Origin of the sequence: Photobacterium minamisatsumaniensis (genome assembly GCF_050336695.1) — a bacterium.
GTDB lineage: Bacteria > Pseudomonadota > Gammaproteobacteria > Enterobacterales > Vibrionaceae > Photobacterium > Photobacterium minamisatsumaniensis.
Genome location: NZ_JAKJSI010000022.1, coordinates 16601 through 41376 on the forward strand (window position 1 = coordinate 16601; position 24776 = coordinate 41376).

A 24776-nucleotide genomic window follows, 5' to 3' on the forward strand; every position below is an offset into this window, starting at 1 on the left:
GGAAACGGGAAAGAGATTCAACTTCATTACTTTTTCAAGTCAAAATGTTGGCAGTTATGGCTCAGCTTTGTCAGAATTAAGAAATGCTTAAAGATGAATATCAATCATGCTCTTATTGATGAAGTAAAAATAAGAATGAAAAAAATAATTTTACGGTGCAGCCTTGCCGTACTTGCACTCTCGGCAACATTGGATGTATACGCCGAAACGTCGCTAACGATTAAAGGGCTTAAAGGAAGCTTGGAAGATAATGTTGATGCTTACGTTTCTGCGATCCCTAAAAAAGAATACAGCACATCATTACGATTTAGAGAACAGCTTGAAGGAGAAATTCGCAATGGTTTGAAAGCGTTAGGGCGCTACAATCCTATTATAACCTATGAAAGCCAAGCCGATGGTGATGGTGAAAGGCTAGTCGTTGATGTCGACCCTGGACCTAAAACAGTTATAGCCAGGAGTAATATTCGATTAACGGGGATGGCTAAGAGTGATCCAGATTTTATTTCATTAGTCAGAAATAGTGGTTTAGGGCTTGGGAAAACACTTAACCACGGTAAATATGAAGCATTAAAATCATCATTGAGTAGCTTAGCGCTCAGAAAAGGTTACTTCGATGCTGAGTTAAAAAGTAGCAAGTTAGAAGTTGCCCCTAGCCGTAATGAAGCCTTTATCACAATAGAGTTTGCTGCTGGACAGCGCTATAACTTTGGTGAAACAACGTTTGAAGGGAGTCAAATTGAACTTGACCGCCTTCAGTCGTTAATTCCATACGATGAAGGGGACCCATACCTTGCTTCTACATTAGGTGAGTTTAATCAGCGGTTATCTGGCGTCGGCTGGTTTTCTTCTCTTTTTGTGGGCGGAGATGTCGCGAACCTTGAAGATGACAACGTGCCAATAAATGTTGTTGTATCCCCTCAGGTAAAAAATCAGGTAGAAACGGGTATTGGTTACTCTACGGATGTAGGGATGAACCTTAAGCTTAATTGGCGTAAGCCTTGGCTTAACAGTGCAGGTCATAGCCTAAATGTGAAAGCAGAATTCTCTAAACTCCAACCTAAAATTGAAGCTGCATATAAAATCCCATTGGATGATGTACTTAATGATTATTACCAAGTTGTTGGTGGTATTCGTTATGTTGATAACCATGACACTGTGAGTACTGAATATAACCTTGGCTTAGAACGGCATTGGCGGCTGGAATCTGGCTGGAAGCGGATCGCCTCGTTACGTTTGTTATATGAAGACTATAAGCAGGGTAAACAAGAATCTGGCGTGTTAGCGATGGTGCTCCCGGGGATTAGTTATGACAAAACACGAGTGCGTGGTGGTGCAATGCCTACATGGGGGGATAAACAGCTTATTTCTATTGAGTATTCAGACCCTGCTTTAGGATCTGACACGCGATTAGCCCGTTTCAGGGGACGCTCCGCGTGGATAAGAAGCTACCAAGACAATCATCGTGGTTTATTTCGGTTAGATGGTGGTGCTGTGATTGCCGATAAGCTTGAAGATATTCCCCCTTCTATGCGTTTTTTTGTGGGTGGGGATAATAGTTTGCGCGGTTACAGTTATGAGTCTATCGCGCCAAGAGACAGTGATGGCCTGCGTCGTGGTGGTCAGTACATGTTGACATCAACGCTTGAGTATCAGTACCGAGTGTATGGTGATTGGTGGGGCGCTGTTTTTTATGACTATGGTTCAGCATGGATAGACACACCCACATGGCTGAGCGGTGCGGGGGTCGGTGTTCGATGGGCATCACCCGTTGGTCCGATCCGTTTAGACTTTGCGTGGGGGCTTGATAAGGAAGACGACAAGTTCCAAATTCACTTTATTTTAGGGCCAGAGATATGATTTGGATAAAGCGTATTACATTAGTCTTATTGGCTTTATTCGTTATTCTTGTTATCGCGATAGCTGCTTTATTGTATACCCCTGCAGGCGTGAAAGTAGCCTTATGGGGAGCGCAAAAAGCATTGCCTGCATTATCTGTTGGAAAGAGTTCTGGAAGCTTATTGTCTGGATTTTCACTAGCTCAGGTTGCTTATGATGATGGCAGTACCGCATTAGCGGTTCAATCACTTAATTTGGTGATTGATGATAAGTGTTTGCTGGAGCCTGCCATCTGTATTTCGGCACTGACCGTTGATGGGGTGGCTTTTTCTTTACCGACCTTGCCTGACAGTTCCGTTGAAACTGAGTCTGCGCCGTCAGAGCCGACAACGGAGATTGTTCTTCCTTTACCCATAAGGCTTGAGCAGCTTGCCCTTAATAATATCGATTTAGATATATTGGGTAATAAACTTGCTTGGCAGCGTTTTACAACTGCAGCTGAAATGAATAGCGGAAACTTGACTCTGAAACCAACAGATTGGCAGGGTATTACGTTAATGCTGGCAGCATCGGAAGAAGAGCCCGTAGCAGAGACAGAGTCAACTGAAGCTAGTGATAGCTCCGATATCGTGCTACCTACCATTGTGCTCCCTTTATCTATCGATGTGCAGCGATTTACCGTAACAGGGTTTGAACTAAAAGGTGATACACCACAAACAGTTGAGAAGTTAGAGTTGGTGGCAACAGCGACCGGCAGTGACATTGCATTGACGAAACTTGAATTGGAGATCCCTCAGGCAAAGTTGGATGCCAATGGCATAATCAGTCTGACGGGGGGCTATCCACTGTCTCTCGATGCAGGGCTTGATATTGCGATGCCCCCGCTTAGTGGCCATCAGTTAGCATTAAATGTCACGGGCAGCTTGGATGAATTAATTCTTGATGCCAGTTTAAAAGGCACGCTGGATGCGATGTTAGCAGGGCAAATATCGCCATTGAAATCGACCTTACCTTTTGATTTAAATTTGCGTAGTCAGCATATTCAATGGCCGCTCGATCAAGAGGCAGAATTTGTTCTTGCCGATACTCAAATTGATGCAAAAGGTGACCTCGATAAATTTACCTTCTCAGCTAAAAGTGACATTGATGGTAAACCAATGCCAGCGGTTGGAGCTAATTTAGCCGGCAATGGTAGTACAACACACGTTGATTTCAGCCGTTTGGAACTTAAAACGCTGGGAGGGGAAGTAACAGGTAAGGCGAAGGCGAATTGGAAAGAGCTGGTTAACTGGCAGGGTGAGCTGGCGTTTACACAAATTCAGCCAGAGCTTGAATGGCCAGATGTCCAAGGCAATGTAAACGGCAAGCTAAAAACATCTGGTGGCCTGACTGCGGCTGGTGGTTGGTATGTTGAACTGCCAATGTTGGATGTTGATGGCACTGTGATGAAGCAGCCTTTGGATCTCGATGGCCAATTAACAGCTAAAGACTTAGTCGGCAAAGGAGATATTGAACTAAATACTCAAGGCCTCTCTGTGCGACATGGCCCCAATAGCCTGAAGGCAGAGGGGCGGCTGGCTAAAACATGGGATATGACAGCTAAAATTAATGCGCCAGATTTATCACAATCGGTACCTGGACTTCGCGGCAGTGTTGCTGGTGACGTAGCACTGAGTGGGAAGATGGCAGAGCCGAACTTACAGGTCGATCTTGTTGGCCAAACCTTGGGTTGGCAAGATGTCGCTTCGTTAGAGAGTTTAATTGTTAAGGGTAAGATTCAGCCTATACCAACCCTCAATGCTGATATCTCATTACTTGCTTCGAAAGGAAAAGCTGGCGGTGTTGAGCTTAACCAGCTTTCATTGCTATTCAATGGAACGGAAAAGCAGCATCAGCTTGATGTTGATATGGATGCTACACCTGTGAGTACTACACTCCGTTTAACTGGAGACTTAGATAGAAAGCAGGGATGGCAAGGTGCACTGGTTCACGGTGAGATTTCGACTGAAATAGGCCCTTGGCGGCTGAACCAGCCTACGGCATTGGGTTACAATATCAAAACCCAGCAGGCCAATGTGACCGCACACTGTTGGCAACAAAAATCGGCTTCTTTGTGTTTGACCGAGAATCTTGAAGCCGGGGCTTCAGGCCATGCGAAGGTTGCTGTAAATCAGTTTGATTTTGCATTGATAGAGCCGTTTCTCCCTCCTGAGATGCAATTAAAGGGAATGGTTGGTGCTAATGCAGAAGCAAGCTGGGCTCCTGAATCTGCGCCTTATGTAAAAGCAAATGTACGATTGCCCGCAGGCTCTGTTACTCAGCAACTTGAGGCTGATGAACCTGCGATTACTGTTGGCTGGGATAGCGTGACGCTGAATGCAGAAATGAAGCAGGATGCTGTCAATGCCGATTGGCTGATTGCAGTTAAAGACAATGGTGACCTTTCTGGGCGGGCTACCGTAACTCAGCTAACGAGTGATCAGCAGCTGGAAGCTAACTTCAAAATTGACCGCTTCATGCTGGGTTTTTTACAACCACTGCTAAGAGATTACCACCAGTTTGATGGGCAAGTGGATGCTAATCTCTCGATGTCTGGTCCTGTGATGCACCCCAAAGTGAATGGGGTATTGAAGATCATGAATGTTGAAGCAATTGGTCGTACCGTTCCTGTTGATATAGAGAAAGCAGATATTACAGCAACGTTCAGTGGTTATTCGGCACAGTTGCACGGCGATGTAGTTACCCCTGATGGCAAACTGGCACTCAAGGGCAGTGCTGACTGGCAGGATTTAGCCAACTGGGAAAGCCAGTTAAGGGTTAATGGTCGCGAGCTTCAGGTGAGTGTTCCGCCGATGATTGCTCTTAAAGTATCACCTGATTTAACCATTAAAGCTTCACCGAAGCTTGCTGAAATAACAGGTAGTATTGGTATTCCATGGGGACGTATTACGGTTGACCAGTTACCAGAATCAGCGGTATCCGTTTCGAGTGATGAGGTATTGTTAACCGATGATCTACAGCCGATAGATAAAGATCCTGTTGTGCCTTTCGCTGTAAAAACGAATGTGTTGGTCAAGGTGGGGGATGATGTTCAACTCTCTGCATTTGGTTTGAAATCAGGCTTGATTGGAGAGTTAAATGTTCGTCAGAACAATAAGGGCCCATTGGTATACGGTGAAATTAACTTAACAGACGGTACCTATCGCTCATTTGCACAAGAGCTGGTGATCCGCAAAGGACAGATTTTGTTTAATGGCCCTGCTGATCAGCCTTATCTGTCAATTGAAGCGATTCGGGACCCTGAAAATATCGAAGATGATGTGATTGCAGGGATCAGGGTAACAGGCCCTGCGGACGAGCCTCGGATTGATATATTTTCGGATCCATCTATGCCACAGCAAAATGCTTTGTCGTATATCCTACGAGGCAAAGATCTTGATAGTGAATCTGGTGATAGTGGTGATGCCATGACAACGGCTTTGATCAGTATGGGTTTAGCACAAAGTGGGCAGCTGGTGGGTAATGTTGGTGAAGCCTTTGGTGTACAAGACTTGGCACTTGATACTTCGGGTTCTGGTAGTGAGTCTCAGGTAACGATCAGTGGTTATATTGCGCCGGGCCTACAAGTAAAATACGGTGTCGGGATATTTGACTCGATCGGTGAATTTACTGTTCGTTATCGTTTAATGAAAGATCTTTATGTCGAAGTCGTTTCTGGGCTTGATAGCGCAGTGGATTTACTTTACCAGTTTGAGTTTAATTAAAGCCCTGAGATCTCAGGTAGGTGCATATGATTATTTTTTTGGTGATATGTCGCCTGCCGAGTGACAAGTCGAGGATACATGGAAAAAGTATTTGTGTATGGCACCTTGAGAAAAGGAGAGAGTAACCATCACTTGTTGGTACGGGAAACTTATATAGGGCGATGCCAAGTGAATAATGGCTATCGGTTATATAACTTAGGTGATTACCCCGCAATTATATCAGCGGAGCCTTCTTTGCCGATTACTGGCGAAGTCTATGAGGTGTCTGATGATGTGATGGCTGAGCTCGATCGGCTTGAAGAGTGCCCAGTCTTATACTTACGGGCGCTGGTCAAGACGGAGTTTGGTCAAGCTTGGATCTATATTTATACTCGTCCAGTGGAGCGCTTTCCTGTTATCAATCACGGGGATTGGTGCTTAAGGGAGCGGTGAGCGGTTATTGAGGCTGTATACTGCGTGGTAATGCTTGTAATAGTGCCTCATAGCTTTCTCCGTTATACACATGTTCGTAGCCTTGTTTAAGTACAGAGCTTTCAGCAATGGCCGAACGTCGCCCTGAGCGACAGTAGAGAAAGATCACCTGACTTTTATCTGCTGCAATTGTCGATAGGCGATCTATTTGATCATAAGGAATGTTAATTGCGTTGGGTAAGTGACCAGCAATAAATTCTTCATTAGTGCGGACATCAATCAGTAACGGTTTACCTTGTTGTACACTTTGGTGCTGAAGCCAAAATTGTTCAGGTGTTACTGTTTCTGCTTGTGTTGCAGCGGAAAGCACGAAAACAAGCGCTGATAATGTCGTGATAATACGTCGTCGCATTCTACTTGCCTTCTTTACTTGCGATGATGAAACTAAAGGGTAAGGTCACTGATATTTATCAGCAACCTTTTAATATGTTAATTCTCTTGAGCGCGTTTAAACGACTCTAGGATCTCTTCTTTCGCTGCAGCAGCATCTTCCCAGCCATCGACTTTTACCCACTTTCCTGCTTCAAGCTCTTTATAACGCTCAAAGAAGTGTGTGATTTGCGCTTTTAATAACTCAGGTAGATCATCCACATCATTGATATGATCATACTCTTTGCTCAGCTTGCTGTGAGGAACGGCAACAACTTTAGCATCTTCGCCTGACTCATCAGACATTTTGAGTACGCCTACAGGACGACAACGAATGACTGACCCAGGTACAAGTGGATGGGGTGTTGGTACTAAAACATCAACAGGGTCGCCATCGAGAGAGAGAGTGTGGTTTACGTAGCCGTAGTTACATGGGTAGAACATGGGGGTCGACATAAAGCGATCAACAAAAATAGCGCCAGTATCTTTATCAACTTCATACTTTATTGGGTCAGCATTTGCTGGGATCTCAATGACCACATAGATATCTTCTGGGATGTCCTTTCCGGCAGGTACCTGATTCAGGCTCATGATCTCTTCCTTTTGTTAAGTTAACTAATTGTTGGTGATGTTGAATTTATAATAGCAACATCATTAATTCTTTGTCTAATAGCAACAATTAACAACGATACAATTTCGGCAGGGTTGGCATTATTACATGATGCTTGAAAAGAAACAGGCTGCAAGTGCAGCCTGTAAATTGGTTCGATTAGTGTTGCTCGGGGAATTCTTTGATGAACGCTTCGACTTTGTGGATCATATTGGTTGATCCGACGAAGAACGGTACGCGCTGGTGAAGCTCTGTTGGTTTAATATCCATGATGCGATTAGCACCATCGGATGCAATCCCTCCAGCCTGCTCCATGATAAATGCCATAGGGTTGCATTCATATAATAAGCGTAGTTTACCGTTAGGGTGAGTTGCTGTACTCGGGTACAGGTAAATACCGCCCTTCAATAAATTACGGTGGAAATCGGACACAAGCGAGCCGATATAACGTGAAGTATAAGGACGGTTATCCTCAGGCACAATTTCCTGGCAGTGTTTGATGTACTTTTTCACACCCATAGGGAAGCGAATGTAATTACCTTCGTTAATTGAGTAGATCTTTCCATCTTGTGGAATAGTCATGTTTTCGTGAGAAAGACAGAATACACCAATTGAAGGATCATAAGTAAAGCCATGCACACCGTTACCGGTTGTATATACCAGCATGGTTGATGAGCCATAAATGATATAACCAGCAGCAATTTGACGGTTACCAGGTTGTAGGAAATCTTCTTCTACTGCTGGTGTACCAGCTGGAGAAACACGACGGTAAATTGAGAAGATGGTACCTACGGAAACGTTTACGTCGATGTTTGAAGAACCATCAAGTGGATCCATTAAAACAACGTATTTTGAGTTTCGGTTAAGTTCTCTGTCGAAGGCAACGGCTTCGTCTTCTTCTTCACTGGCTACGCCACACACTTGATCGCGTGCTTCTAAGGCTGCTTTAAATTTATCGTTGGCGTAAACGTCGAGCTTTTGCTGTTCTTCACCTTGAATATTCTCACCACCAATCGCACCGGTAATATCAACTAAGCCTGCTTTGTTGATTTCACGGTTGACGATTTGAGCTGCAAGTTTTATTGAGCCAAGTAGTGAAGATAATTCACCACTTGCATGGGGGAAGTCAGTTTGTTTCTCGACAATGAACTCACCAAGGGTTCTAATATCGGACATATACAATCCTTGCATCAAGTTGTCATCGGGGGTAGTTAAGTCAGGTACAATGTCTCTAACGGACAATTGATATACCTGTGTAGGCTTTTCGCCTATGTTTATAGTGTGTGGTCTATTTCTGTATAAAGAATTGTATATAAAGATCTTTTTTATGGTACTGAAGTAACGCATTTGCGTGAAGTTATCATCATTTACCTGTGAGTCGACAGCTATGCATATTCATATTTTAGGTATTTGTGGCACATTTATGGGCGGTGCAGCTGTACTTGCGCGTCAGCTTGGCCATAAAGTGACCGGTTGCGATGCCAACGTTTATCCGCCGATGAGTACTTTGCTTGAATCGCAAGGTATTGAAATAATACAAGGATATGATCCTTCTCAACTGAATCCTGCTCCCGATCTTGTCGTTGTTGGTAATGCAATGAGTCGAGGAAACCCCTGCGTGGAGTATGTGCTTAATAACAATTTACGCTATACCTCTGGACCACAGTGGTTACAGGAAATTTTATTGCATGATCGCTGGGTGCTGGCGGTTGCGGGGACTCATGGTAAGACGACCACTGCCAGTATGCTGGCTTGGGTCTTGGAATATTGCGGTTACCAGCCCGGATTTCTTGTCGGGGGAGTGCTCGGAAACTTCGGTGTTTCCGCGCGGTTAGGTGAAAGTATGTTCTTTGTCGTCGAAGCGGACGAATACGATAGTGCTTTTTTCGATAAACGTTCTAAGTTTGTTCATTATCGACCAAGAACGCTCGTAATGAACAATCTTGAGTTCGATCACGCAGATATTTTTGATGATTTGAAAGCGATTCAGCGTCAATTCCATCATTTAGTTCGTACCGTTCCCGGTAATGGTCGAATTTTTGCACCGAAAGGTGTTACTGCGATAGATGAAACTCTAGCTATGGGATGCTGGAGTGAGCTGGAATACAGCGGAGAAGATGGCCATTGGCAAGCGAAGAAGCAAGATGAGGCTGGTGGTTGTTTTGATGTTTACTTTGAGAAAGCGAATGTAGGTACCGTTAACTGGGATCTTATTGGTGAGCATAATGTTCAGAATGCGCTAATGGCCATTGCTGCTGCAAGGCATGTTGGAGTTACTCCCGATTTGGCTTGTGAGGCTTTGGGTAAGTTTATTAATACTAAACGCCGTTTAGAACTTAAAGGTGAGCAGCAAGGTATACGGGTGTATGACGATTTTGCTCATCACCCTACAGCCGTTGAGCTTACTTTGGAGGGGTTACGTGCCAAGGTGGGTGAGCAGCGTATTCTTGCTGTTTTAGAGCCTCGATCGAATACCATGAAACTTGGTGTGCATAAGCTTGATCTTGCGCCAGCGCTTCAAGCTGCCGATGAAGTTTATATTTATCAACCAGACACTATTCCATGGTCTGTCGATGAAATTGCGGAGCTCTGCCATCAACCAGCTTATACCGAGGCTGATTTAGATGTATTGGTTGAGCGTATCATTGCTTCAGCTCGTCCTGGCGACAATATTTTAGTTATGAGTAATGGTGGTTTCGGTGGGATTCATAGCAAACTACTGACAGCACTCTCCAATGCAAACGAGAAGTAAAATGCATAATAAACGGATCACTTTAGCTTGGACGGGGGCATCTGGTGCTCCGTATGGATTACGCTTGCTCGAATGTTTGCTAGCAGCTGACTATCACGTTTATTTATTGATCTCATCGGCGGCTCGTGTTGTGTTAGCTACGGAACATGGTTTGAAATTACCATCTGGACCAGAAGCAGCTAAACAAGCATTGTGTAAGCACTTAGGGTATAGCACTGAGCGGTTGGAAGTCTGTGGAAAAGATGATTGGTTTTCACCTGTCGCATCAGGCTCTGCAGCACCGAAAACAATGGTAGTTTGCCCATGCTCTGCAGGCACATTGGCGTCAGTGGCCCATGGCATGTCAGATAATTTACTTGAACGTGCTGCTGATGTCGTGATGAAAGAGCGAGGCCAATTGTTAATGGTCGTTCGTGAAACGCCTTTTTCAACATTACACCTAGAGAATATGCTTAAGTTATCAAAAATGGGGGTAACGATTATGCCAGCAGCGCCGGGATTTTATCATCAACCAACCAGCATTGAAGACTTAGTCGATTTTATGGTGGCACGTATTCTAGATCATCTTGGCGTAGAGCAAGGGCTTGTACCGCGATGGGGATATGATCATAGGCAATGATTTTGCATTGAATCATTAAACTAACAAGAAAAAGCCCGCACTGCTGCGGGCTTCTTTTATTCACTCAAATGTTCTTGTGGCTTAAGTACCAGCACGTTGATTGGAGAGTTTTCGACCACTTTGGCCGCGACTGAGCCAAGCATAACTTTATCGATTTTTGAACGCTTATGGCTTGGCATGATGATAAGATCTGCACCGACACGTTCGGCATGATCTAAAATCGTGGTCCACGTTTTTCCTTCAGAAACATATTGATGATGAACTATTTCTGCTGGAATGTAATTTTCAGCAAATGCCTTTAGCTGCTTTTGAGCATCTTGCATCATTTTACGTGCAGCATCTTTGGGGAAATAGCTTGAAACCATTGCCATATGGATCCCCGGCAACACGTTGAGCAAGTGGATAGTGGCATTTGAATGTTTGGCGTGCCATACCGCAAGCTCAACTGCTTTATCTGCAAAGCCTTGCTCATTTAAATCGACAGGAACCAATATCTGCTTATACATAGTGTGTCTCTTTACCAAATGGGATAGTTACTTCCTATAGTGTACATCAGTAAGGATGATCCCATTTTGAGAGGGATCATCCTATCAATGCCAATTAAGCATGACCTAGCTGTTTTGCTCGGCGGCGCTGATTAGCTCCGATCGCACCTAATATTAACAACGTAGGCACAAACACCCACTCCTTCATTGGCCTTATTGCAGGTAAGCTAACCGTTGTGATCTCCCAATCGAAGTCGATACCAGCTGCTTCTGCAGAGCTACCAAATTCAATCATATCGACGATCATTTTCGTGTCATCTTGGCGAAGCATTAAGCCCATGGAACTAATTCGCTCTTCTGGGGTTACTGCGGTCTCATCAAATGGGAGTAATACGTGCTTTGATACCCACTTACCTTCAAGTGTTTCGCCACTGACTTGCAGCTCTAGCGGTTGGCCGATCTTAAGCTTACCTGCAGCTTCGGTAATGAAGGTACCAGGCATTTCGTGTTTGGCTGGGTAAACCATATCCCACCAGAAGCCAGGTCGGAATAACGTGAAGGTGATAAGCAGTAAGGCGATGACCTCCCACCATTTTGTTTTGGTGAACCACCAACCCTGTGTAGCGGCAGAAAAGGTCAGCATGGCTATGATGGCGGATAACACCGTAAGTGTTAGGTGCCACCAAGAATCGATATTCATCAATAATAATTGGGTATTAAAGATAAACATGAATGGCAAAATGGCAGTACGGATATCATAAGTAAAGCCTTGAATACCGGTACGGATCGGGTCACTTTTAGCTATAGCGGCCGCGGCGAATGCAGCGAGCCCAACAGGAGGGGTGTCGTCAGCCAGAATACCAAAGTAAAACACAAAGAGGTGGACTGCAATTAATGGGATAATAAGCCCATTTTGTGCCCCAAGTGTAACGATAACGGGTGCCATTAGGGTTGAAACGACGATGTAGTTTGCCGTTGTTGGTAGACCCATCCCGAGGATCAAGCTAATTAAAGCGGTAAATAACAACATCAGTATGATGTTACCACCCGAGATAAACTCGACAAACTCGGTCATGACAAGGCCGATCCCTGTCAGTGTCACAACGCCAACCACGATCCCTGCTGCAGCTGTAGCCACACCAATGCCAATCATATTGCGGGCACCGGAGACTAAGCTTTCTAGTAAGTCATGAACGCCTTCCAATGCAGCCGCTGGCAATGTCTTTTCTTTATTAAATAGCGCTAATAGTGGGCGCTGAGTTAATAAAATGAAAATCATGAAGACGGTTGCCCAGAATGCAGAGAGGCCTGGAGAGAAACGCTCAACAGTGAGGCACCATACCAATACGACAATAGGCAGTAGGAAGTAAAGCCCTGACTTCACTGTCGGGCCGGGGTCGGGGACTTCCGTGATCTCGGCATCTGGATCTTCAAGCGTATGGTCTTGATAACTCGCGGAGTATTTCACGAGGGCGACGTAAGCAATCAAGATTATTACTGCGATCATTGGTGTTGCTGCTGCACCAAATACACCTTTAGTCCAACCAATACCGTAATAAACAATCGCGCTCATTACGATTAGGCCGACAACGGTTGTCGCAAATGAGAAGAAACTTTGAGAAATCGTAGGTTTATAGCGGCGTTTAAGGCCAGACATACCGGCTTTACAAGCTTCAAGGTGAACAATATAGATCAGTGCGATATATGAAATCAGTGCTGGAAGCAGGGCTGCTTTTATCACTTCAACATAAGAAATACCGACGTATTCAACCATCAAGAATGCTGCCGCACCCATAATTGGAGGGGTTAGCTGGCCATTAGTTGAAGCCGCGACTTCGACCGCGCCTGCTTTAGTGCCGGGAAAGCCCACTTTTTTCATCAGTGGAATGGTAAAGGTACCCGTTGTTACAACGTTTGCAATCGACGAGCCAGAGACTAAACCAGATAAGCCAGATGCTACGACAGCGGCTTTCGCTGGGCCGCCACGCATATGCCCGAGTAGTGAAAAAGCCACTTTAATAAAGTAAGCGCCTGCCCCTGCCCGATCCAGCATTGCGCCAAATAATACAAACAGGAAAACAAATGAGGTTGAAACCCCGACGGCTATCCCAAATACCCCTTCTGTTGTTAGCCACAGGTGGGACATTGCCTTATTGAGGCTTGCTCCTTTGTGGGCAATAACATCCGGCATGTGTGGGCCGCCGAACGTGTACAGTAGAAATACTGCAGCGACGACCATCAATGGGGGACCCAGTGCACGACGGGTTGCTTCAAGTAGCAGTAGCATACCAATGGCTGCGACGATAATGTCGGGTTGGGTTGGCGCTCCTGAACGACCTGCAAGCTCGGTATAGAATAAGTAGATATACGCTGATGAAAAGCTGCCAGCGAGAGCCAGTATCCAGTCAGCGGCCGGGATCCGATCTCTTGGTGAGCGTTTGAGGGCTGGGTAAGCAGTAAAAGCTAAGAAAATGGCAAAAGCGAGGTGAATTGAGCGCGCCTCGGTGTCATTTAGTACGCCAAAATTAAAGATAAATGGTAATGGTGATGCATACCAAAGCTGGAACAGTGACCAGCACAGTGGCACGAACCACAAGATACGTCCAGACAGTCCAGCAGGGCTTCTTGCCCCTGTATCAGCCTGAGCCACCATATCTTGCACATCTGTCGACGATTGAGTTGTCTTCGCCATGCATAATCCTTTTTTGATGGTCTAGGTAGTAAAAATTATTGTGTTTAGTATGGGCTAATAAAAACAATATGCGCCGCAAAAGCGGCGCATAAATGGCAAAAATGCCACAGTGAATCTGGATTAAATTATAAGTAGCCAGCTTCTTTATAGAATTTCACTGCACCCGGATGAAGTGGGATTGATAGGCCTTCTTTGACCATGTCTTCAGGCTTCAGGTTAGCAAAGGCAGGGTGTAGGCGTTTAAACGTATCAAAATTTTCAAATACTGATTTTACCAGTGCGTATACAACGTCATCTGATACATCTGTTGACGAAACAAGTGTCGCCGCAACACCGAAGCTATTTACGTCATCGACTGTGCCTTTATACATGCCACCAGGAACGGTGCTTTTTGCATAGTAAGGGTTATCGGCTACGATTTTATCGATAGCTGGGCCTGTTGCTGAGATTAGTTTCGCATCACAAGACGTTGTTGCTTCCTTGATTGAACCGTTTGGATGGCCAACAACATACACAAAGGCATCAATTTTGTTGTCACACAAAGCTTGAGAACGTTCAGAACCCTTTAGTTCAGAAGTCAGTTTAAAGTCTTTGTTTGTCCAACCCATCGCGTCCATTACAACACCCATGGTTGCGCGGTCGCCAGAGCCAGGATTACCGATATTGACACGTTTACCTTTTAAATCTTCAACACCGTTAATACCGGCATCGGTGCGGGCAATGATATTGAATGGTTCGGTGTGGAGTGAGAATACTGCACGTAATTTCTTATATGGACCCTGCTCTTCAAATTTGCTGGTACCGTTGTAGCCGTGGTACTGCCAATCTGACTGCACAATGCCAAAATCAAGTTCACCGGCACGCATGGTATTTACGTTGTAGATAGAGCCGCCAGTTGACTCCACTGAACAGCGAACATTGTGTTCTTTACGATCAGCATTGACGAGTCGGCAAATAGCACCACCTGTTGGGTAGTAAACGCCAGTTACAGAACCAGTACCAATAGTAATAAAGCTTTGAGCTTGTGCACTAGCCATACCTGTTGTCATAACTGCTGCTGCAAGTGCACTCATTGTGATGAATTGTCTTAATGCCATGTTTGTCCCTTCCTAATTATTGTTATTCCCGTTAAGGAGTTTTTCCATCGATGGAAAAGGCATATACCTTGGGTATTACATATCTAAATCATCAAGATGATAGCAAAATAGAAGAATGAATTTAAAATTATGTTAATGACTTTTTGAGTTTTTAAAGTGGAAATTGGAGCTGACAGTATAATAATTAAGAATAATTATATAAATCTATCAATGATTTGCAGAGGGATTAACTTAACTATAAAAGTTTGCTTGATTGTGATGTAACTCTCATTAATACCAGGCAGGATGGTCGGGAAAAGGTGGTTCCTGCCCAGTATCGAGAAGTAAGAAAGGGGGTTTTACTTACTGTAATCAAATAGATCGCATACGGAGTCGAATAGCTCCTCTGTCGAAATCGTATTCGTTGGGGTGATGAAAATGGTGTCATCACCTGCCACTACGCCTAAGATCCCTTCAGCTTTACCTAAAGAATCAAGTAGACGAGCGATAACCTGCGCAGCGCCAGGTCCTGTATGGATCACAACAAGTGCACTGTTGTAGCCTATCTCCATTACAAGTTCTTTTAATGGACTGCTGGTGGTTGGAACACCAAGCTCAATCGGTAAGCAGTACACCATTTCCATCTTGGCATTACGGGTACGTACGGCACCAAACTTGGTGAGCATACGTGATACCTTAGATTGGTTGATGTTATCGAAGCCCTGAGCCTTCAAAGCGTCGACGATCTCGCCTTGAGAGCTGAACTTCTCTTCTTTTAGGATCGCTTTGAATGCTTTAACAAGGCGTTCTTGTTTATCTGAATTTCGCATAAGTAAATTTCATGTACAGGACGAGGTGCTGTATTTTGGCATAACCTTTTGACCACTAGCAAACAGTGTTCAAGTAAACTGGTGCTTGTATCACCATTATAGAGGCTCTTAATGAATAAATATTGTGATATATGCATTATTTTGAATTTTTGAGGGCTAAGCACTGACGGTTAAATGTTACGCTCATGTAGCACATTTTATTCTGGCCTATGCGCAACATCGCAAAGCTCACTGTGTTTGATTGTATTTACGATGAGCTTGCTATAACGTCAGTGATTACTAGCTTGTAATATCAAATCATATTATTAATTTATTGTGATTTCATATAATTAGGTCTGAAAATCATATACTTCTATCGTAAAGGAGAACGAACATGAAAGTTGCTGTAATTGGTGCGGCCGGCGGTATCGGCCAGGCGTTGGCGTTATTGCTAAAAAACCGCCTGCCTGCAGGGTCTGATTTAGCTCTGTATGATATCGCGCCAGTCACTCCAGGCGTTGCTGCTGATTTAAGCCATATCCCAACTCCTGTTTCTATCAAGGGTTATGGTGGTGAAGATCCAACACCTGCACTAGAAGGTGCGGATGTTGTTCTAATTTCTGCCGGTGTTGCACGAAAACCAGGTATGGATCGTGCGGATCTATTCAATGTAAATGCCGGTATCGTTAAAGCATTGGCGGAGAAAATCGCGGTCGTTTGTCCTAAAGCTTGTGTGGGTATTATCACTAACCCTGTAAATACTACAGTGGCAATTGCCGCAGATGTATTGAAGAAAGCGGGTGTTTACGATAAGCGCAAACTATTTGGCGTGACAACGCTTGATGTTATCCGTTCTGAAACCTTTGTAGCTGAACTTAAAGGCGTTGATCCTCTTCAGGTAAATGTACCTGTGATCGGTGGCCACTCTGGTGTGACGATTCTTCCTCTACTTTCACAAGTTGAAGGTGTGGAGTTCACAGAAGAAGAAATCAAAGCACTTACGCCACGCATTCAAAATGCAGGTACTGAAGTTGTTGAAGCTAAAGCGGGCGGTGGTTCTGCGACGTTATCGATGGGTCAGGCAGCATGTCGCTTCGGCCTTTCTTTAGTGAAAGCACTACAAGGTGAAGGCGGTGTTGTTGAGTGTGCTTATGTGGAAGGTGATGGCAAACACGCTCGTTTCTTCGCGCAACCAGTCTTGCTAGGTAAAGAAGGTGTCGAGGAAGTGATGGATTACGGCACGCTAAGCAGCTTCGAGCAAGATGCTTTAGAGAGCATGCTAGAAACACTTCACGGTGATATTACGAAGGGCGAAGAATTCGCAAAGTAATGCGTTAGTCATAGCCATCGTATTTAAAAAGCGGCCATAGGCCGCTTTTTTTGGTCGCGTTAACCTCATGTACTGCTTGGCGAGTTGATATCTTAAGTTAGTAGTAGCTATCGCAACCCGTATGTAACTGAGGTTGATCGATAATATCATCACAGTTGATGTTTACACGGCGATGATCCGCCATGCTTTCTATGATCGCAGTATTGTGGGTTTGATCGATGTCGATGATCTCGGCAACCCCGTGTTGGCATTCCACTCTCATTCCGGGTTTTAACTCTGTTGCTTGCATGGCACGCTCCTTGGTGGATCATCAGGATCCATGAGTTAACTATAGTTGATCGGGAACTGGTTCAACGAGTCTATGGAATGGCGCGAGAATGGTATAAGATCAAAAAAGCCTGCTCAAAGCAGGCTTTATAGTAGGCGTTTTACTTTTGCTTATTTATTGCGGTTTACTGCAAGGTGGGCAAGGGCCACAAGGGCTGACTTATAATCACTTTCAGCAAGAGGTGACAGGCAGGCAATCGCTTTTTCTGCTTCTTCTTCTGCACGTTGTTGAGTGTATTCCAGTGAACCCACTTCGCGCATACAGGCGAGGATAGGTTCAAGCTTATCGAGACCATTACCTTGTTCAATCGCTTCACGGATCATTGAGGCTTGTTCGCTATTACCATGATGCATAGCATGAAGTAATGGTAGTGTAGGTTTACCTTCAGCAAGGTCGTCACCCACATTTTTGCCCATTTCAGCACCATCAGCATTATAGTCAAGTACGTCGTCAATTAGCTGGAAGGCTGTGCCTAAGTAGCGGCCATAATCTTGCATTGCAGATTCAATATCTGCAGGTGCTTCAGCTAAAATAGCAGAGATCTGAGTGGCAGCTTCAAACAAACGGGCCGTCTTCGAATAGATAACCTGCATATAGCTATCTTCGGTCGTGTCAGGATCATTGCAGTTCATTAACTGCAGTACTTCACCTTCGGCAATGACGTTGGTCGCTTCACTCATAATGTCAAGGATCCTCAAGGATCTTAGGCTTGTCATCATTTGGAATGAGCGGGTGTAAATATAATCGCCAACAAGCACACTTGCAGCGTTGCCAAATAGGGCATTCGCCGTATCTTTGCCACGGCGCATGTCTGATTCATCAACCACATCATCATGCAATAATGTCGCTGTATGGATAAATTCGACAAAAGCAGCCGCTGTTATGTGTTTATCACCCTCATAGCCAAGCGCTCGCGCGCCAAGAACAGCAAGCATTGGACGAAGGCGTTTACCACCACCGCTGACAATGTAGAAGCCTAGTTGGTTAATGAGGGCCACATCTGAGTTCAGTTGAGCCAGTATCTTCGCGTCGACCTCTGCCATATCGTTGGCAGTGAGCGCTTGGATAGCTTTGAAATCCATTGTACATCCAGCTAATAGTTTGCCGCACATCGGCGGAATGTTAAGTCTGCAAATTGACAGTACACTTACAACAAACGGTGTTTATCAACCAGCCTTATGCAACAGCAATATGCGGTGGGTAAAAACGTTTGATAACTAAACCACAAGTGGGTTGTTTAGTCTAAATATTGTTAATTTGCGGCTAAGAATAATTATCGAATATTACACTATAAGACTACCATCTTCATAATCTCGATTGTGTTTAAATCAACGACTTTTATTACTGACCAGCTTTTCACCAATTTTCTTTGTCTAATGGGTTGCCAGTAGCTCCATTTTCACGTAACATTCGCGCCCTATTGATGACAAGATTAAGCGCATACCCATAGCCCGATCTATATGTGGCTAATGGCCTATGCGGACAAGCGGAGTAAGACATGTACGCTGTTTTCCAAAGCGGTGGTAAACAACACCGTGTAAGCGAAGGCCAGACCTTACGCTTAGAAAAATTAGACGCTGAAACAGGCGCTAATGTTGAATTTGACTCAGTACTTCTAGTAGCTAATGGCGAAGAAGTAACTGTAGGTGCACCTTTCGTAGCTGGCGGTAAAGTAACTGCTGAAGTAGTTACACACGGTCGTGGCGATAAAATTAAAATCGTTAAGTTCCGTCGTCGTAAGCACTCTCGTAAGCAAGCGGGCCACCGTCAGTGGTTCACTGAAGTCAAAATTACTGGCATCAGCGCTTAATAACAGGAGAATTTAAAGATGGCACACAAAAAAGCTGGCGGTTCTACTAACAACGGCCGCGATTCAGAAAGTAAACGTCTTGGTGTTAAGCGTTTCGGTGGCGAATCTGTACTAGCAGGTAACATCATCGTTCGTCAACGTGGTACTAAATTCCACGCTGGTAACAACGTAGGCCTAGGTAAAGACCATACTCTTTTCGCTCTATCTGACGGTAAAGTGAAGTTTGAAGTTAAAGGTCCTAAGAACCGTAAATTCGTATCTATCGAAGCTGAATAATTCAGTCTCGTAACGAATTATAAAGCCCTGCCTATTGGCGGGGCTTTTTGTTATTGGAGGCACCATGCCGCAATACAACCCTACTATGGGGATTATGCTGGCATTACTGACCGCAGTATTCTGGGGAGCCTTACCAATTGCAATGAAGCAAGCTGTTGAAGTAATGGATCCGTTTACCATTGTTTGGTATCGCTTTATTACTGCATCCGTAGGCCTTGGCTTATGGCTTTCTTTTAGAAAGCAGTTGCCGTCAGTGAAAACCTTAAGTGTGAAAAATGGCACAATCTTATTCCTCGCAAGCCTAGGGCTAGCAGGTAACTTTGTGTTGTTTAATAGCTCTTTGGAGTACTTGAACCCACCTGTTGTGCAGGTCATTATGCAGTTGGCTCCTGTGATGCTGCTGCTGACGAGTGTCTGGGTGTTCAAAGAAACATTAGGACGACATCAGATCATTGGAGTAACGTGTTTACTTGCAGGGCTGTTGCTGTTCTTTAACGAGCGTCTTGCTGAGCTGTTTACGAGCTTCAGTGGCTATACTACCGGTGTGCTGTTTGCAGTTTTAGCTGCTATTGTTTGGGTCGTATATGGGCTCGCTCAAAAAACGATGCTCAAGCATTACAGCTCACCACAGATCTTATTGATGATCTATGTGATCTGTACTTTGATGCTGACGCCGTTAGCAAAGCCAGATCAGATCCTACTGATGGATCAACGCCAATTGGGTATGCTGCTATTTTGCTGCATGAATACGCTAGTTGGTTATGGAGCATTTGCCGAAGCAATGGCACGGTGGCAGGCCTCGCAAGTGAGTGCTGTGATCACCTTAGCTCCCTTATTTACTATTTTATTTGTTGATCTCGCGAGCCTTGTCTGGCCAGCGTATTTTACGCCTGCTTCACTGAATACTTTCGGGTATATGGGAGCGTTTGTGGTAGTGAGTGGTGCGATGTTCTGCGCTATAGGCCACAAGTTAATACGGCCAAGAAGCTGAGTTAAGGTCAAAACCAGTACTTCGTCAGTACAGCCCAGAAGGGGAAGCCTGTTAAGCGTGGTATTTGGTATTACAATAGGTTAATAGCACCTGAGTGGCAAAGGCCATTCAAGTGAAAAATTTTAACGCCACAGTGCGGAGAAAAAGATGAAGTTTGTAGATGAAGCGGTAATTCGCGCCGATGCTGGTGACGGTGGTAATGGTACCGTTAGTTTTCGTACTGAAAAGTATGTACCGAGAGGCGGACCTGACGGTGGTGACGGTGGTGATGGTGGTGATGTTTACCTACTGGCCGATGAAAACCTTAATACGCTGATTGACTATCGCTTTGTACGATTCTATGCCGCTGAACGTGGTGAAAATGGTCGAGGTGGTAATTGTACTGGTAAGCGTGGTGCCGACAAAGTCCTATCCGTTCCTGTTGGTAGCCGCGCTATCGATGAAGAAACGGGTGAGGTGATTGCAGACTTGACGCAGCATGGTATGAAGATCATGGTTGCGAAAGGTGGTTTCCACGGTTTGGGGAACACTCGCTATAAGTCTTCTGTTAATCGCGCTCCTCGTCAAAAGTCGATGGGTACGAAAGGCGAAGTACGTCACCTTCGACTAGAGCTATTGTTGCTGGCTGATGTTGGTATGCTTGGTTTACCGAATGCGGGTAAATCGACGTTTATTCGTTCTGTTTCTGCGGCGAAGCCAAAAGTTGCTGATTACCCGTTTACAACATTAGTGCCAAGCCTTGGTGTGGTACGTGTCGATAGCGATCGTAGCTTTGTGGTTGCAGATATTCCGGGCCTGATCGAAGGTGCGGCAGACGGTGCTGGTCTTGGTATTCGTTTCCTTAAACACTTAGAGCGTTGTCGTGTGTTACTTCACATGGTTGACCTTCTGCCAGCTGATGGTTCAGATCCGATCGAAAATGCGTTTACGATCATTAACGAATTGAACCAGTACAGTGATAAGCTGACGAATAAACCACGTTGGATTGTCTTTAATAAAGCTGACTTGATGCCTGAAGAAGAAGCTCAGGCGAAGATCGAAGAGATCTTGGATGCGTTGGCATGGGAAGACAAGTATTACTGTATTTCAGCACTGAACCGTACGGGGACAAAAGATCTAACGTATGATCTTATGACCCAAATTGAGTCGATGCCTGCTGTTGTCTATAACGATGATGAAGACGAGACTGAAGATAAGAAAGCCGAGTTCAAGTGGGATGATTATCACGAGCAGCAAGTTAAACAAGCTGATAAGAGTGATGACGATGATGACTGGGATGATTGGGACGAAGACGATTATGATGTAGAGATCATCTACAAGCCATAATCGCGAATTTCATAACGCCAGATAAAAAGCCGCTTTGATAGCGGCTTTTTTTGTGCCTTATCAAACCCTGCCGCTCCAATTTGTATGATAATTAATGACATTTATTTCGATTGAAGTGATAGGTGCAATTATGCAAGCGGAAGATAATCCATTGCCAGAGTTGATACAGAGAGAGATATCTCGACTTTCTGTACTTGCAGGGCAGAGGTTATTACAGCATGGAGCAGAGAGTACATTGGTGATGGATGTCGCCAGGCGGTTAGGGTTAGCTTTGGGGGCCGAGAGTGTCGAGGTTTCATTGTCGGCCAGCTCAATGGTACTGACCACATTAAGCCACGGACGGTGTATTACGACAACGCGACGTTGTCAGGACCGAGGGATTAATATGCAGGTCGTGACTGAAATTCAACGTGTTTGCATTATGGCTGAGCGCGGAATGTTAGATATTGACGGTGTGCATCAACGGTTAGAAAAAATTAAGCCTCTGCGCTATAACCGTTATCTGGTTATCTTTATGATTGGATTATCTTGTGCCTCTTTCAGTCGTTTGGCTGGGGGCGATTGGCCAGTATTTTTACTTACCTTTTTCGCCTCTTCTATCGGTATGTTTGTTCGACAAGAAATTGCGCATCGTCATTTTAACCCCCTACTAAATTTTGGAATTACGGCATTTGTCACAACGCTGATTGCGGGGCTCGGGCAGGTTTATCAAATTGGCGAAACTCCTTTTCTAGCAATGGCTTCTTCGGTATTGATGTTAGTGCCTGGTTTTCCTTTAATTAATGCTATTTCTGATATGGTCAAAGGGTTCGTGAATATGGGGATTGCCCGTTGGACAATGGCAACCTTACTTACTCTCGCGACAAGCATGGGAATTGTGGGTGCGATGAACATACTGGGTGTATGGGGATGGTTGTCATGATCACTTCAACATTTTTAATAGCACTGCTTGATGATATGTTTTTTGCGGCGATTCCTGCCGTCGGGTTTGCGTTGGTATTCAATGTTCCCGTTAAGGCCCTAAAATATTGCGCAATAGGTGGCGCCATAGGACATGGGTGCCGTTTTACGCTGATGCACTATGGTTTATCCGTTGAATGGGCGACGTTATGTGCTGCGACGCTTGTCGGCATGATTGGCGTACATTGGTCGCATCGCTTTTTGGCTCACCCTAAAGTGTTTACCGTTGCTGCTATGATCCCGATGGTGCCCGGTGTTTTTGCGTTTAAAGCGATGATTGCCTTGGTTGAAATTAATCATCGCGGCTTTACACCTGAGGTGTGGGCGTTACTTATCGAGAATGTACTTAAAGCGGTATTTGTCGTGGCTGCGCTAGCAATTGGACTAGCAATGCCTGGCTTATTGTTTTATCGTCGCCGACCAGTGGTATAACCAAAAGTTGAGGGAGATAAGATGAAGATCAGTATGATCGCTGCAATGGCAAATGGACGAGTGATTGGTAAAGACAATGCCATGCCATGGCATTTACCTGCAGATTTTGCTTGGTTTAAGCAAATGACACTGGGTAAGCCAATTGTGATGGGGCGCAAAACATTTGAATCAATTGGTCGTCCATTACCTGGTCGATTAAACATTGTGATCAGTCGAAACCCTGAATTTAAAGCCGAAGGTATAACCGTTGTTTCTGATATCGAGGAAGCGAAACAAGCCGCTGGTGATGTTGAAGAGCTCATGATCATTGGCGGAGGAAGCATTTATAGTGCTTGCCTGCCTGAATCAAATTGCTTGTACTTAACTTTTATCGATCTCGATGTGGATGGCGATACCTGTTTCCCTAATTGGGGAGAAGGTTGGCAAGAGGTTCATAGTGAAGAGTATCGTGCAGATGAAAAGAATGCTCATGATATGCGTTTTGTGATTCTAAATCGCAACTGATCGCTTTGGGCAGGCATTGTGCCTGCCCCAAACCATAGTTAAATGGCGATAAGCGATGATCTACGCATGAACCGGGCAGGCACGTTCGAATCTTACCCCATCTTCCCAGCGGAGTAGTGTCATGCTATTTCCCCAGACACAACCAGTGTCTAAACCAATGACTTGCTCATCTTCATAACCCATCAGTGCGGCCCAATGACCAAAGATTATTTTTTTGTTAATCGGTGGGCGAGGGAGGGTGAACCAAGGTTTAAGATCACTCGAAGCGGCTTGTTCTGGCGAGAGCTTGCAATCCATGTCTAATTGCCCGTCAGGGTAACAAAAACGCATGCGGGTAAAGGCGTTGATGGTATAGCGGTAGCGCTCGATCCCCTGCAATGCTGAAGACCATTTGTCAGGGCCATTCCCATACATATTTTTAAGTAGCCAGAGGTAGTCTTCTCCTTGGAGAAGCCGTTCGACTTCGCGGGCTTGTTGATGCGTGGTCGCTAGATCCCACTGGGGGCTAATGCCTGCATGGCTCATCACGAGTTGATGCGTTGGGTGTTCGGCAAATAGAGGCTGATGACGTAGCCAATCAAGGAGATCATCGCGATCTGGGGCATCAAGAATGGCTTGGGTTTTGTCTTTGGCTTTACTTTTTGCAATACCATTGGCGACAGCTAATAAGTGAAGATCATGATTGCCGAGTACTGTTGTGGCTCGGTGACCTAGCCCTTTAACAAAACGGAGTGTTTCGAGTGATTTTGGACCTCGGGCAACGAGATCGCCAGCGAGCCAAAGTTCGTCTTGTTGCGGGTTAAAATTTGCTTGATCAAGTAGTTCGCAGAGATCGTCAAAACAGCCTTGAATATCACCGACAAGGTAAGTCGACATAGTTGCCCTTAATGGAGAATATTGGGGATGGAAAGACGAAATGGAGAAATTTCAGCGTTGAATTCATCGCCATGTTCATTAACCATGACATAGTGCCCTTGCATAACACCGAGGGGGGTCTCGATGATCGTGCCACTGGTATATGTGTATTCTTCTTTCGCAGGAATAAGCGGTTGCTCGCCAACAACGCCTTCACCTTCAATAACGAGTTTTTTACCATTTGCATCGGTGATAAGCCAATGCCTGCTAAGCAGTTGGGCACTGCCGCTGCCTAAATTAGCAATGGTGATGGTATAAGAAAACACATAACGCTGATTTTCTGGTTCAGATTGGTCTTCAATGTAGTGAGTGACTACACGGCATCTTATCGTAGGGGTCACAGTCGTTGTCATTGCTTTGCTTCCTTTCTAAAACTGCGCATTGGGCAAATGCCGAATGCGCGGGTTTATCAAATTAGGCG

Annotated in this window: 24 protein-coding genes; 13 read left to right on the plus strand and 11 right to left on the minus strand. The window is 45.0% G+C overall.

Features of this window, described 5'->3' with window-relative positions; all coding sequences use genetic code 11:
* The first annotated feature begins 135 nt into the window (after positions 1-135).
* The 3 genes from tamA to L4D78_RS12180 all read left to right on the plus strand — a co-directional run bounded on the left by tamA (position 136) and on the right by L4D78_RS12180 (position 6032).
* Entirely contained in the window at positions 136-1857 is a 1722-nt protein-coding gene (gene tamA / locus L4D78_RS12170) for an autotransporter assembly complex protein TamA (RefSeq protein WP_428467173.1), read from the plus strand.
* On the plus strand, positions 1854-5600 hold the full coding sequence (gene tamB, locus L4D78_RS12175) for an autotransporter assembly complex protein TamB (RefSeq protein WP_428467174.1): 3747 nt from the start codon (positions 1854-1856) through the stop codon (positions 5598-5600). Before tamA ends, tamB begins: the two co-directional genes overlap by 4 nt.
* Before the next feature lie 78 nt (positions 5601-5678).
* Positions 5679-6032 (plus strand): gamma-glutamylcyclotransferase family protein, encoded by a 354-nt coding sequence (locus L4D78_RS12180; protein WP_428467175.1) that lies wholly within the window; start codon positions 5679-5681, stop codon positions 6030-6032.
* A gap of 4 nt (positions 6033-6036) precedes the next feature.
* Here L4D78_RS12180 and L4D78_RS12185 read toward each other — a convergent pair whose 3' ends face one another.
* The 3 genes from L4D78_RS12185 to fbp form a co-directional block, all read right to left on the minus strand.
* Positions 6037-6423: a rhodanese-like domain-containing protein gene (locus L4D78_RS12185; protein WP_428467176.1), complete on the minus strand. Its 387-nt coding sequence runs from the start codon at positions 6421-6423 to the stop codon at positions 6037-6039.
* A 77-nt stretch (positions 6424-6500) separates the two neighbouring features.
* Positions 6501-7031, minus strand: coding sequence for an inorganic diphosphatase (gene ppa, locus L4D78_RS12190; RefSeq protein WP_428467177.1), 531 nt, complete (start codon positions 7029-7031; stop codon positions 6501-6503).
* 178 nt (positions 7032-7209) lie between these two features.
* The gene (gene fbp, locus L4D78_RS12195) at positions 7210-8226 is read right to left on the minus strand and encodes a class 1 fructose-bisphosphatase (protein WP_428467178.1); all 1017 of its coding nucleotides are present in this window, start codon (positions 8224-8226) and stop codon (positions 7210-7212) included.
* A gap of 211 nt (positions 8227-8437) precedes the next feature.
* On the opposite strand from fbp, the gene mpl reads away from it, so the two are divergent.
* Entirely contained in the window at positions 8438-9802 is a 1365-nt protein-coding gene (gene mpl / locus L4D78_RS12200; RefSeq protein WP_428467179.1) for a UDP-N-acetylmuramate:L-alanyl-gamma-D-glutamyl-meso-diaminopimelate ligase, read from the plus strand.
* A 1-nt stretch (position 9803) separates the two neighbouring features.
* On the plus strand, positions 9804-10421 hold the full coding sequence (locus L4D78_RS12205) for a flavin prenyltransferase UbiX (RefSeq protein ID WP_428467180.1): 618 nt from the start codon (positions 9804-9806) through the stop codon (positions 10419-10421).
* A 56-nt stretch (positions 10422-10477) separates the two neighbouring features.
* Here the strand turns inward: L4D78_RS12205 and L4D78_RS12210 are convergent, their stop codons facing one another.
* The 4 genes from L4D78_RS12210 to argR all read right to left on the minus strand — a co-directional run bounded on the left by L4D78_RS12210 (position 10478) and on the right by argR (position 15504).
* Positions 10478-10927 (minus strand): universal stress protein, encoded by a 450-nt coding sequence (locus tag L4D78_RS12210; RefSeq protein ID WP_428457425.1) that lies wholly within the window; start codon positions 10925-10927, stop codon positions 10478-10480.
* 94 nt (positions 10928-11021) lie between these two features.
* The gene (locus tag L4D78_RS12215; RefSeq protein WP_428467181.1) at positions 11022-13598 is read right to left on the minus strand and encodes a TRAP transporter permease; all 2577 of its coding nucleotides are present in this window, start codon (positions 13596-13598) and stop codon (positions 11022-11024) included.
* A gap of 125 nt (positions 13599-13723) precedes the next feature.
* The gene (locus L4D78_RS12220) at positions 13724-14695 is read right to left on the minus strand and encodes a TAXI family TRAP transporter solute-binding subunit (protein ID WP_428467182.1); all 972 of its coding nucleotides are present in this window, start codon (positions 14693-14695) and stop codon (positions 13724-13726) included.
* Positions 14696-15033: 338 nt separating this feature from the next.
* Positions 15034-15504 carry a transcriptional regulator ArgR gene (argR, locus tag L4D78_RS12225; protein WP_428457422.1) on the minus strand — a complete coding sequence of 157 codons (471 nt, stop codon included), beginning with the start codon at positions 15502-15504 and terminating at the stop codon, positions 15034-15036.
* A gap of 373 nt (positions 15505-15877) precedes the next feature.
* On the opposite strand from argR, the gene mdh reads away from it, so the two are divergent.
* Positions 15878-16813 (plus strand): malate dehydrogenase, encoded by a 936-nt coding sequence (mdh, locus tag L4D78_RS12230; protein WP_428467183.1) that lies wholly within the window; start codon positions 15878-15880, stop codon positions 16811-16813.
* 97 nt (positions 16814-16910) lie between these two features.
* On the opposite strand, the gene L4D78_RS12235 is transcribed toward mdh, so the two are convergent.
* Positions 16911-17102 carry a hypothetical protein gene (locus L4D78_RS12235; protein ID WP_428467184.1) on the minus strand — a complete coding sequence of 64 codons (192 nt, stop codon included), beginning with the start codon at positions 17100-17102 and terminating at the stop codon, positions 16911-16913.
* Between the two features lie 149 nt (positions 17103-17251).
* Positions 17252-18223 carry an octaprenyl diphosphate synthase gene (ispB, locus tag L4D78_RS12240; RefSeq protein WP_428467185.1) on the minus strand — a complete coding sequence of 324 codons (972 nt, stop codon included), beginning with the start codon at positions 18221-18223 and terminating at the stop codon, positions 17252-17254.
* A gap of 416 nt (positions 18224-18639) precedes the next feature.
* On the opposite strand from ispB, the gene rplU reads away from it, so the two are divergent.
* From rplU to folA, 7 genes are all read left to right on the plus strand, one after another.
* Positions 18640-18951 (plus strand): 50S ribosomal protein L21, encoded by a 312-nt coding sequence (rplU, locus tag L4D78_RS12245; protein WP_428457418.1) that lies wholly within the window; start codon positions 18640-18642, stop codon positions 18949-18951.
* Between the two features lie 18 nt (positions 18952-18969).
* Complete coding sequence (gene rpmA, locus L4D78_RS12250; RefSeq protein WP_005369901.1) at positions 18970-19227, plus strand: 50S ribosomal protein L27; 258 nt, start codon at positions 18970-18972, stop codon at positions 19225-19227.
* Between the two features lie 64 nt (positions 19228-19291).
* Complete coding sequence (locus L4D78_RS12255; RefSeq protein ID WP_428467186.1) at positions 19292-20218, plus strand: DMT family transporter; 927 nt, start codon at positions 19292-19294, stop codon at positions 20216-20218.
* A 147-nt stretch (positions 20219-20365) separates the two neighbouring features.
* Complete coding sequence (gene cgtA, locus L4D78_RS12260; RefSeq protein ID WP_428467187.1) at positions 20366-21544, plus strand: Obg family GTPase CgtA; 1179 nt, start codon at positions 20366-20368, stop codon at positions 21542-21544.
* Between the two features lie 130 nt (positions 21545-21674).
* On the plus strand, positions 21675-22466 hold the full coding sequence (locus L4D78_RS12265) for a threonine/serine exporter family protein (RefSeq protein ID WP_428467262.1): 792 nt from the start codon (positions 21675-21677) through the stop codon (positions 22464-22466).
* A complete protein-coding gene (locus tag L4D78_RS12270; RefSeq protein WP_428467188.1) occupies positions 22463-22936 on the plus strand; it encodes a threonine/serine exporter family protein in 474 nt (157 codons plus the stop codon). Before L4D78_RS12265 ends, L4D78_RS12270 begins: the two co-directional genes overlap by 4 nt.
* Before the next feature lie 21 nt (positions 22937-22957).
* Positions 22958-23440, plus strand: a complete 483-nt coding sequence (folA, locus tag L4D78_RS12275; RefSeq protein ID WP_428467189.1) for a type 3 dihydrofolate reductase — start codon at positions 22958-22960, stop codon at positions 23438-23440.
* A gap of 60 nt (positions 23441-23500) precedes the next feature.
* Here folA and L4D78_RS12280 read toward each other — a convergent pair whose 3' ends face one another.
* Both L4D78_RS12280 and apaG read right to left on the minus strand, forming a co-directional pair.
* Positions 23501-24316 carry a symmetrical bis(5'-nucleosyl)-tetraphosphatase gene (locus L4D78_RS12280; RefSeq protein WP_428467190.1) on the minus strand — a complete coding sequence of 272 codons (816 nt, stop codon included), beginning with the start codon at positions 24314-24316 and terminating at the stop codon, positions 23501-23503.
* An 8-nt stretch (positions 24317-24324) separates the two neighbouring features.
* On the minus strand, positions 24325-24708 hold the full coding sequence (apaG, locus tag L4D78_RS12285; RefSeq protein ID WP_428467191.1) for a Co2+/Mg2+ efflux protein ApaG: 384 nt from the start codon (positions 24706-24708) through the stop codon (positions 24325-24327).
* Positions 24709-24776: the final 68 nt, after the last annotated feature.

What these genes read in the sequence shown, in the direction of transcription:
- L4D78_RS12255 (WP_428467186.1), top strand. Translation starts at nt 19,292, where the DNA reads ATGCCGCAATACAACCCTACTATGGGGATTATGCTGGCATTACTGACC.
- L4D78_RS12270 (WP_428467188.1), top strand. Translation starts at nt 22,463, where the DNA reads ATGATCACTTCAACATTTTTAATAGCACTGCTTGATGATATGTTTTTT.
- L4D78_RS12215 (WP_428467181.1), bottom strand. Translation starts at nt 13,598, where the DNA reads ATGGCGAAGACAACTCAATCGTCGACAGATGTGCAAGATATGGTGGCT.
- L4D78_RS12280 (WP_428467190.1), bottom strand. Translation starts at nt 24,316, where the DNA reads ATGTCGACTTACCTTGTCGGTGATATTCAAGGCTGTTTTGACGATCTC.
- L4D78_RS12210 (WP_428457425.1), bottom strand. Translation starts at nt 10,927, where the DNA reads ATGTATAAGCAGATATTGGTTCCTGTCGATTTAAATGAGCAAGGCTTT.
- argR (WP_428457422.1), bottom strand. Translation starts at nt 15,504, where the DNA reads ATGCGAAATTCAGATAAACAAGAACGCCTTGTTAAAGCATTCAAAGCG.
- mpl (WP_428467179.1), top strand. Translation starts at nt 8,438, where the DNA reads ATGCATATTCATATTTTAGGTATTTGTGGCACATTTATGGGCGGTGCA.
- cgtA (WP_428467187.1), top strand. Translation starts at nt 20,366, where the DNA reads ATGAAGTTTGTAGATGAAGCGGTAATTCGCGCCGATGCTGGTGACGGT.
- ppa (WP_428467177.1), bottom strand. Translation starts at nt 7,031, where the DNA reads ATGAGCCTGAATCAGGTACCTGCCGGAAAGGACATCCCAGAAGATATC.
- L4D78_RS12205 (WP_428467180.1), top strand. Translation starts at nt 9,804, where the DNA reads ATGCATAATAAACGGATCACTTTAGCTTGGACGGGGGCATCTGGTGCT.
- L4D78_RS12185 (WP_428467176.1), bottom strand. Translation starts at nt 6,423, where the DNA reads ATGCGACGACGTATTATCACGACATTATCAGCGCTTGTTTTCGTGCTT.
- rplU (WP_428457418.1), top strand. Translation starts at nt 18,640, where the DNA reads ATGTACGCTGTTTTCCAAAGCGGTGGTAAACAACACCGTGTAAGCGAA.
- L4D78_RS12220 (WP_428467182.1), bottom strand. Translation starts at nt 14,695, where the DNA reads ATGGCATTAAGACAATTCATCACAATGAGTGCACTTGCAGCAGCAGTT.
- tamA (WP_428467173.1), top strand. Translation starts at nt 136, where the DNA reads ATGAAAAAAATAATTTTACGGTGCAGCCTTGCCGTACTTGCACTCTCG.
- ispB (WP_428467185.1), bottom strand. Translation starts at nt 18,223, where the DNA reads ATGGATTTCAAAGCTATCCAAGCGCTCACTGCCAACGATATGGCAGAG.
- L4D78_RS12235 (WP_428467184.1), bottom strand. Translation starts at nt 17,102, where the DNA reads ATGCAAGCAACAGAGTTAAAACCCGGAATGAGAGTGGAATGCCAACAC.
- apaG (WP_428467191.1), bottom strand. Translation starts at nt 24,708, where the DNA reads ATGACAACGACTGTGACCCCTACGATAAGATGCCGTGTAGTCACTCAC.
- mdh (WP_428467183.1), top strand. Translation starts at nt 15,878, where the DNA reads ATGAAAGTTGCTGTAATTGGTGCGGCCGGCGGTATCGGCCAGGCGTTG.
- folA (WP_428467189.1), top strand. Translation starts at nt 22,958, where the DNA reads ATGAAGATCAGTATGATCGCTGCAATGGCAAATGGACGAGTGATTGGT.
- L4D78_RS12265 (WP_428467262.1), top strand. Translation starts at nt 21,675, where the DNA reads ATGCAAGCGGAAGATAATCCATTGCCAGAGTTGATACAGAGAGAGATA.
- fbp (WP_428467178.1), bottom strand. Translation starts at nt 8,226, where the DNA reads ATGTCCGATATTAGAACCCTTGGTGAGTTCATTGTCGAGAAACAAACT.
- tamB (WP_428467174.1), top strand. Translation starts at nt 1,854, where the DNA reads ATGATTTGGATAAAGCGTATTACATTAGTCTTATTGGCTTTATTCGTT.
- rpmA (WP_005369901.1), top strand. Translation starts at nt 18,970, where the DNA reads ATGGCACACAAAAAAGCTGGCGGTTCTACTAACAACGGCCGCGATTCA.
- L4D78_RS12180 (WP_428467175.1), top strand. Translation starts at nt 5,679, where the DNA reads ATGGAAAAAGTATTTGTGTATGGCACCTTGAGAAAAGGAGAGAGTAAC.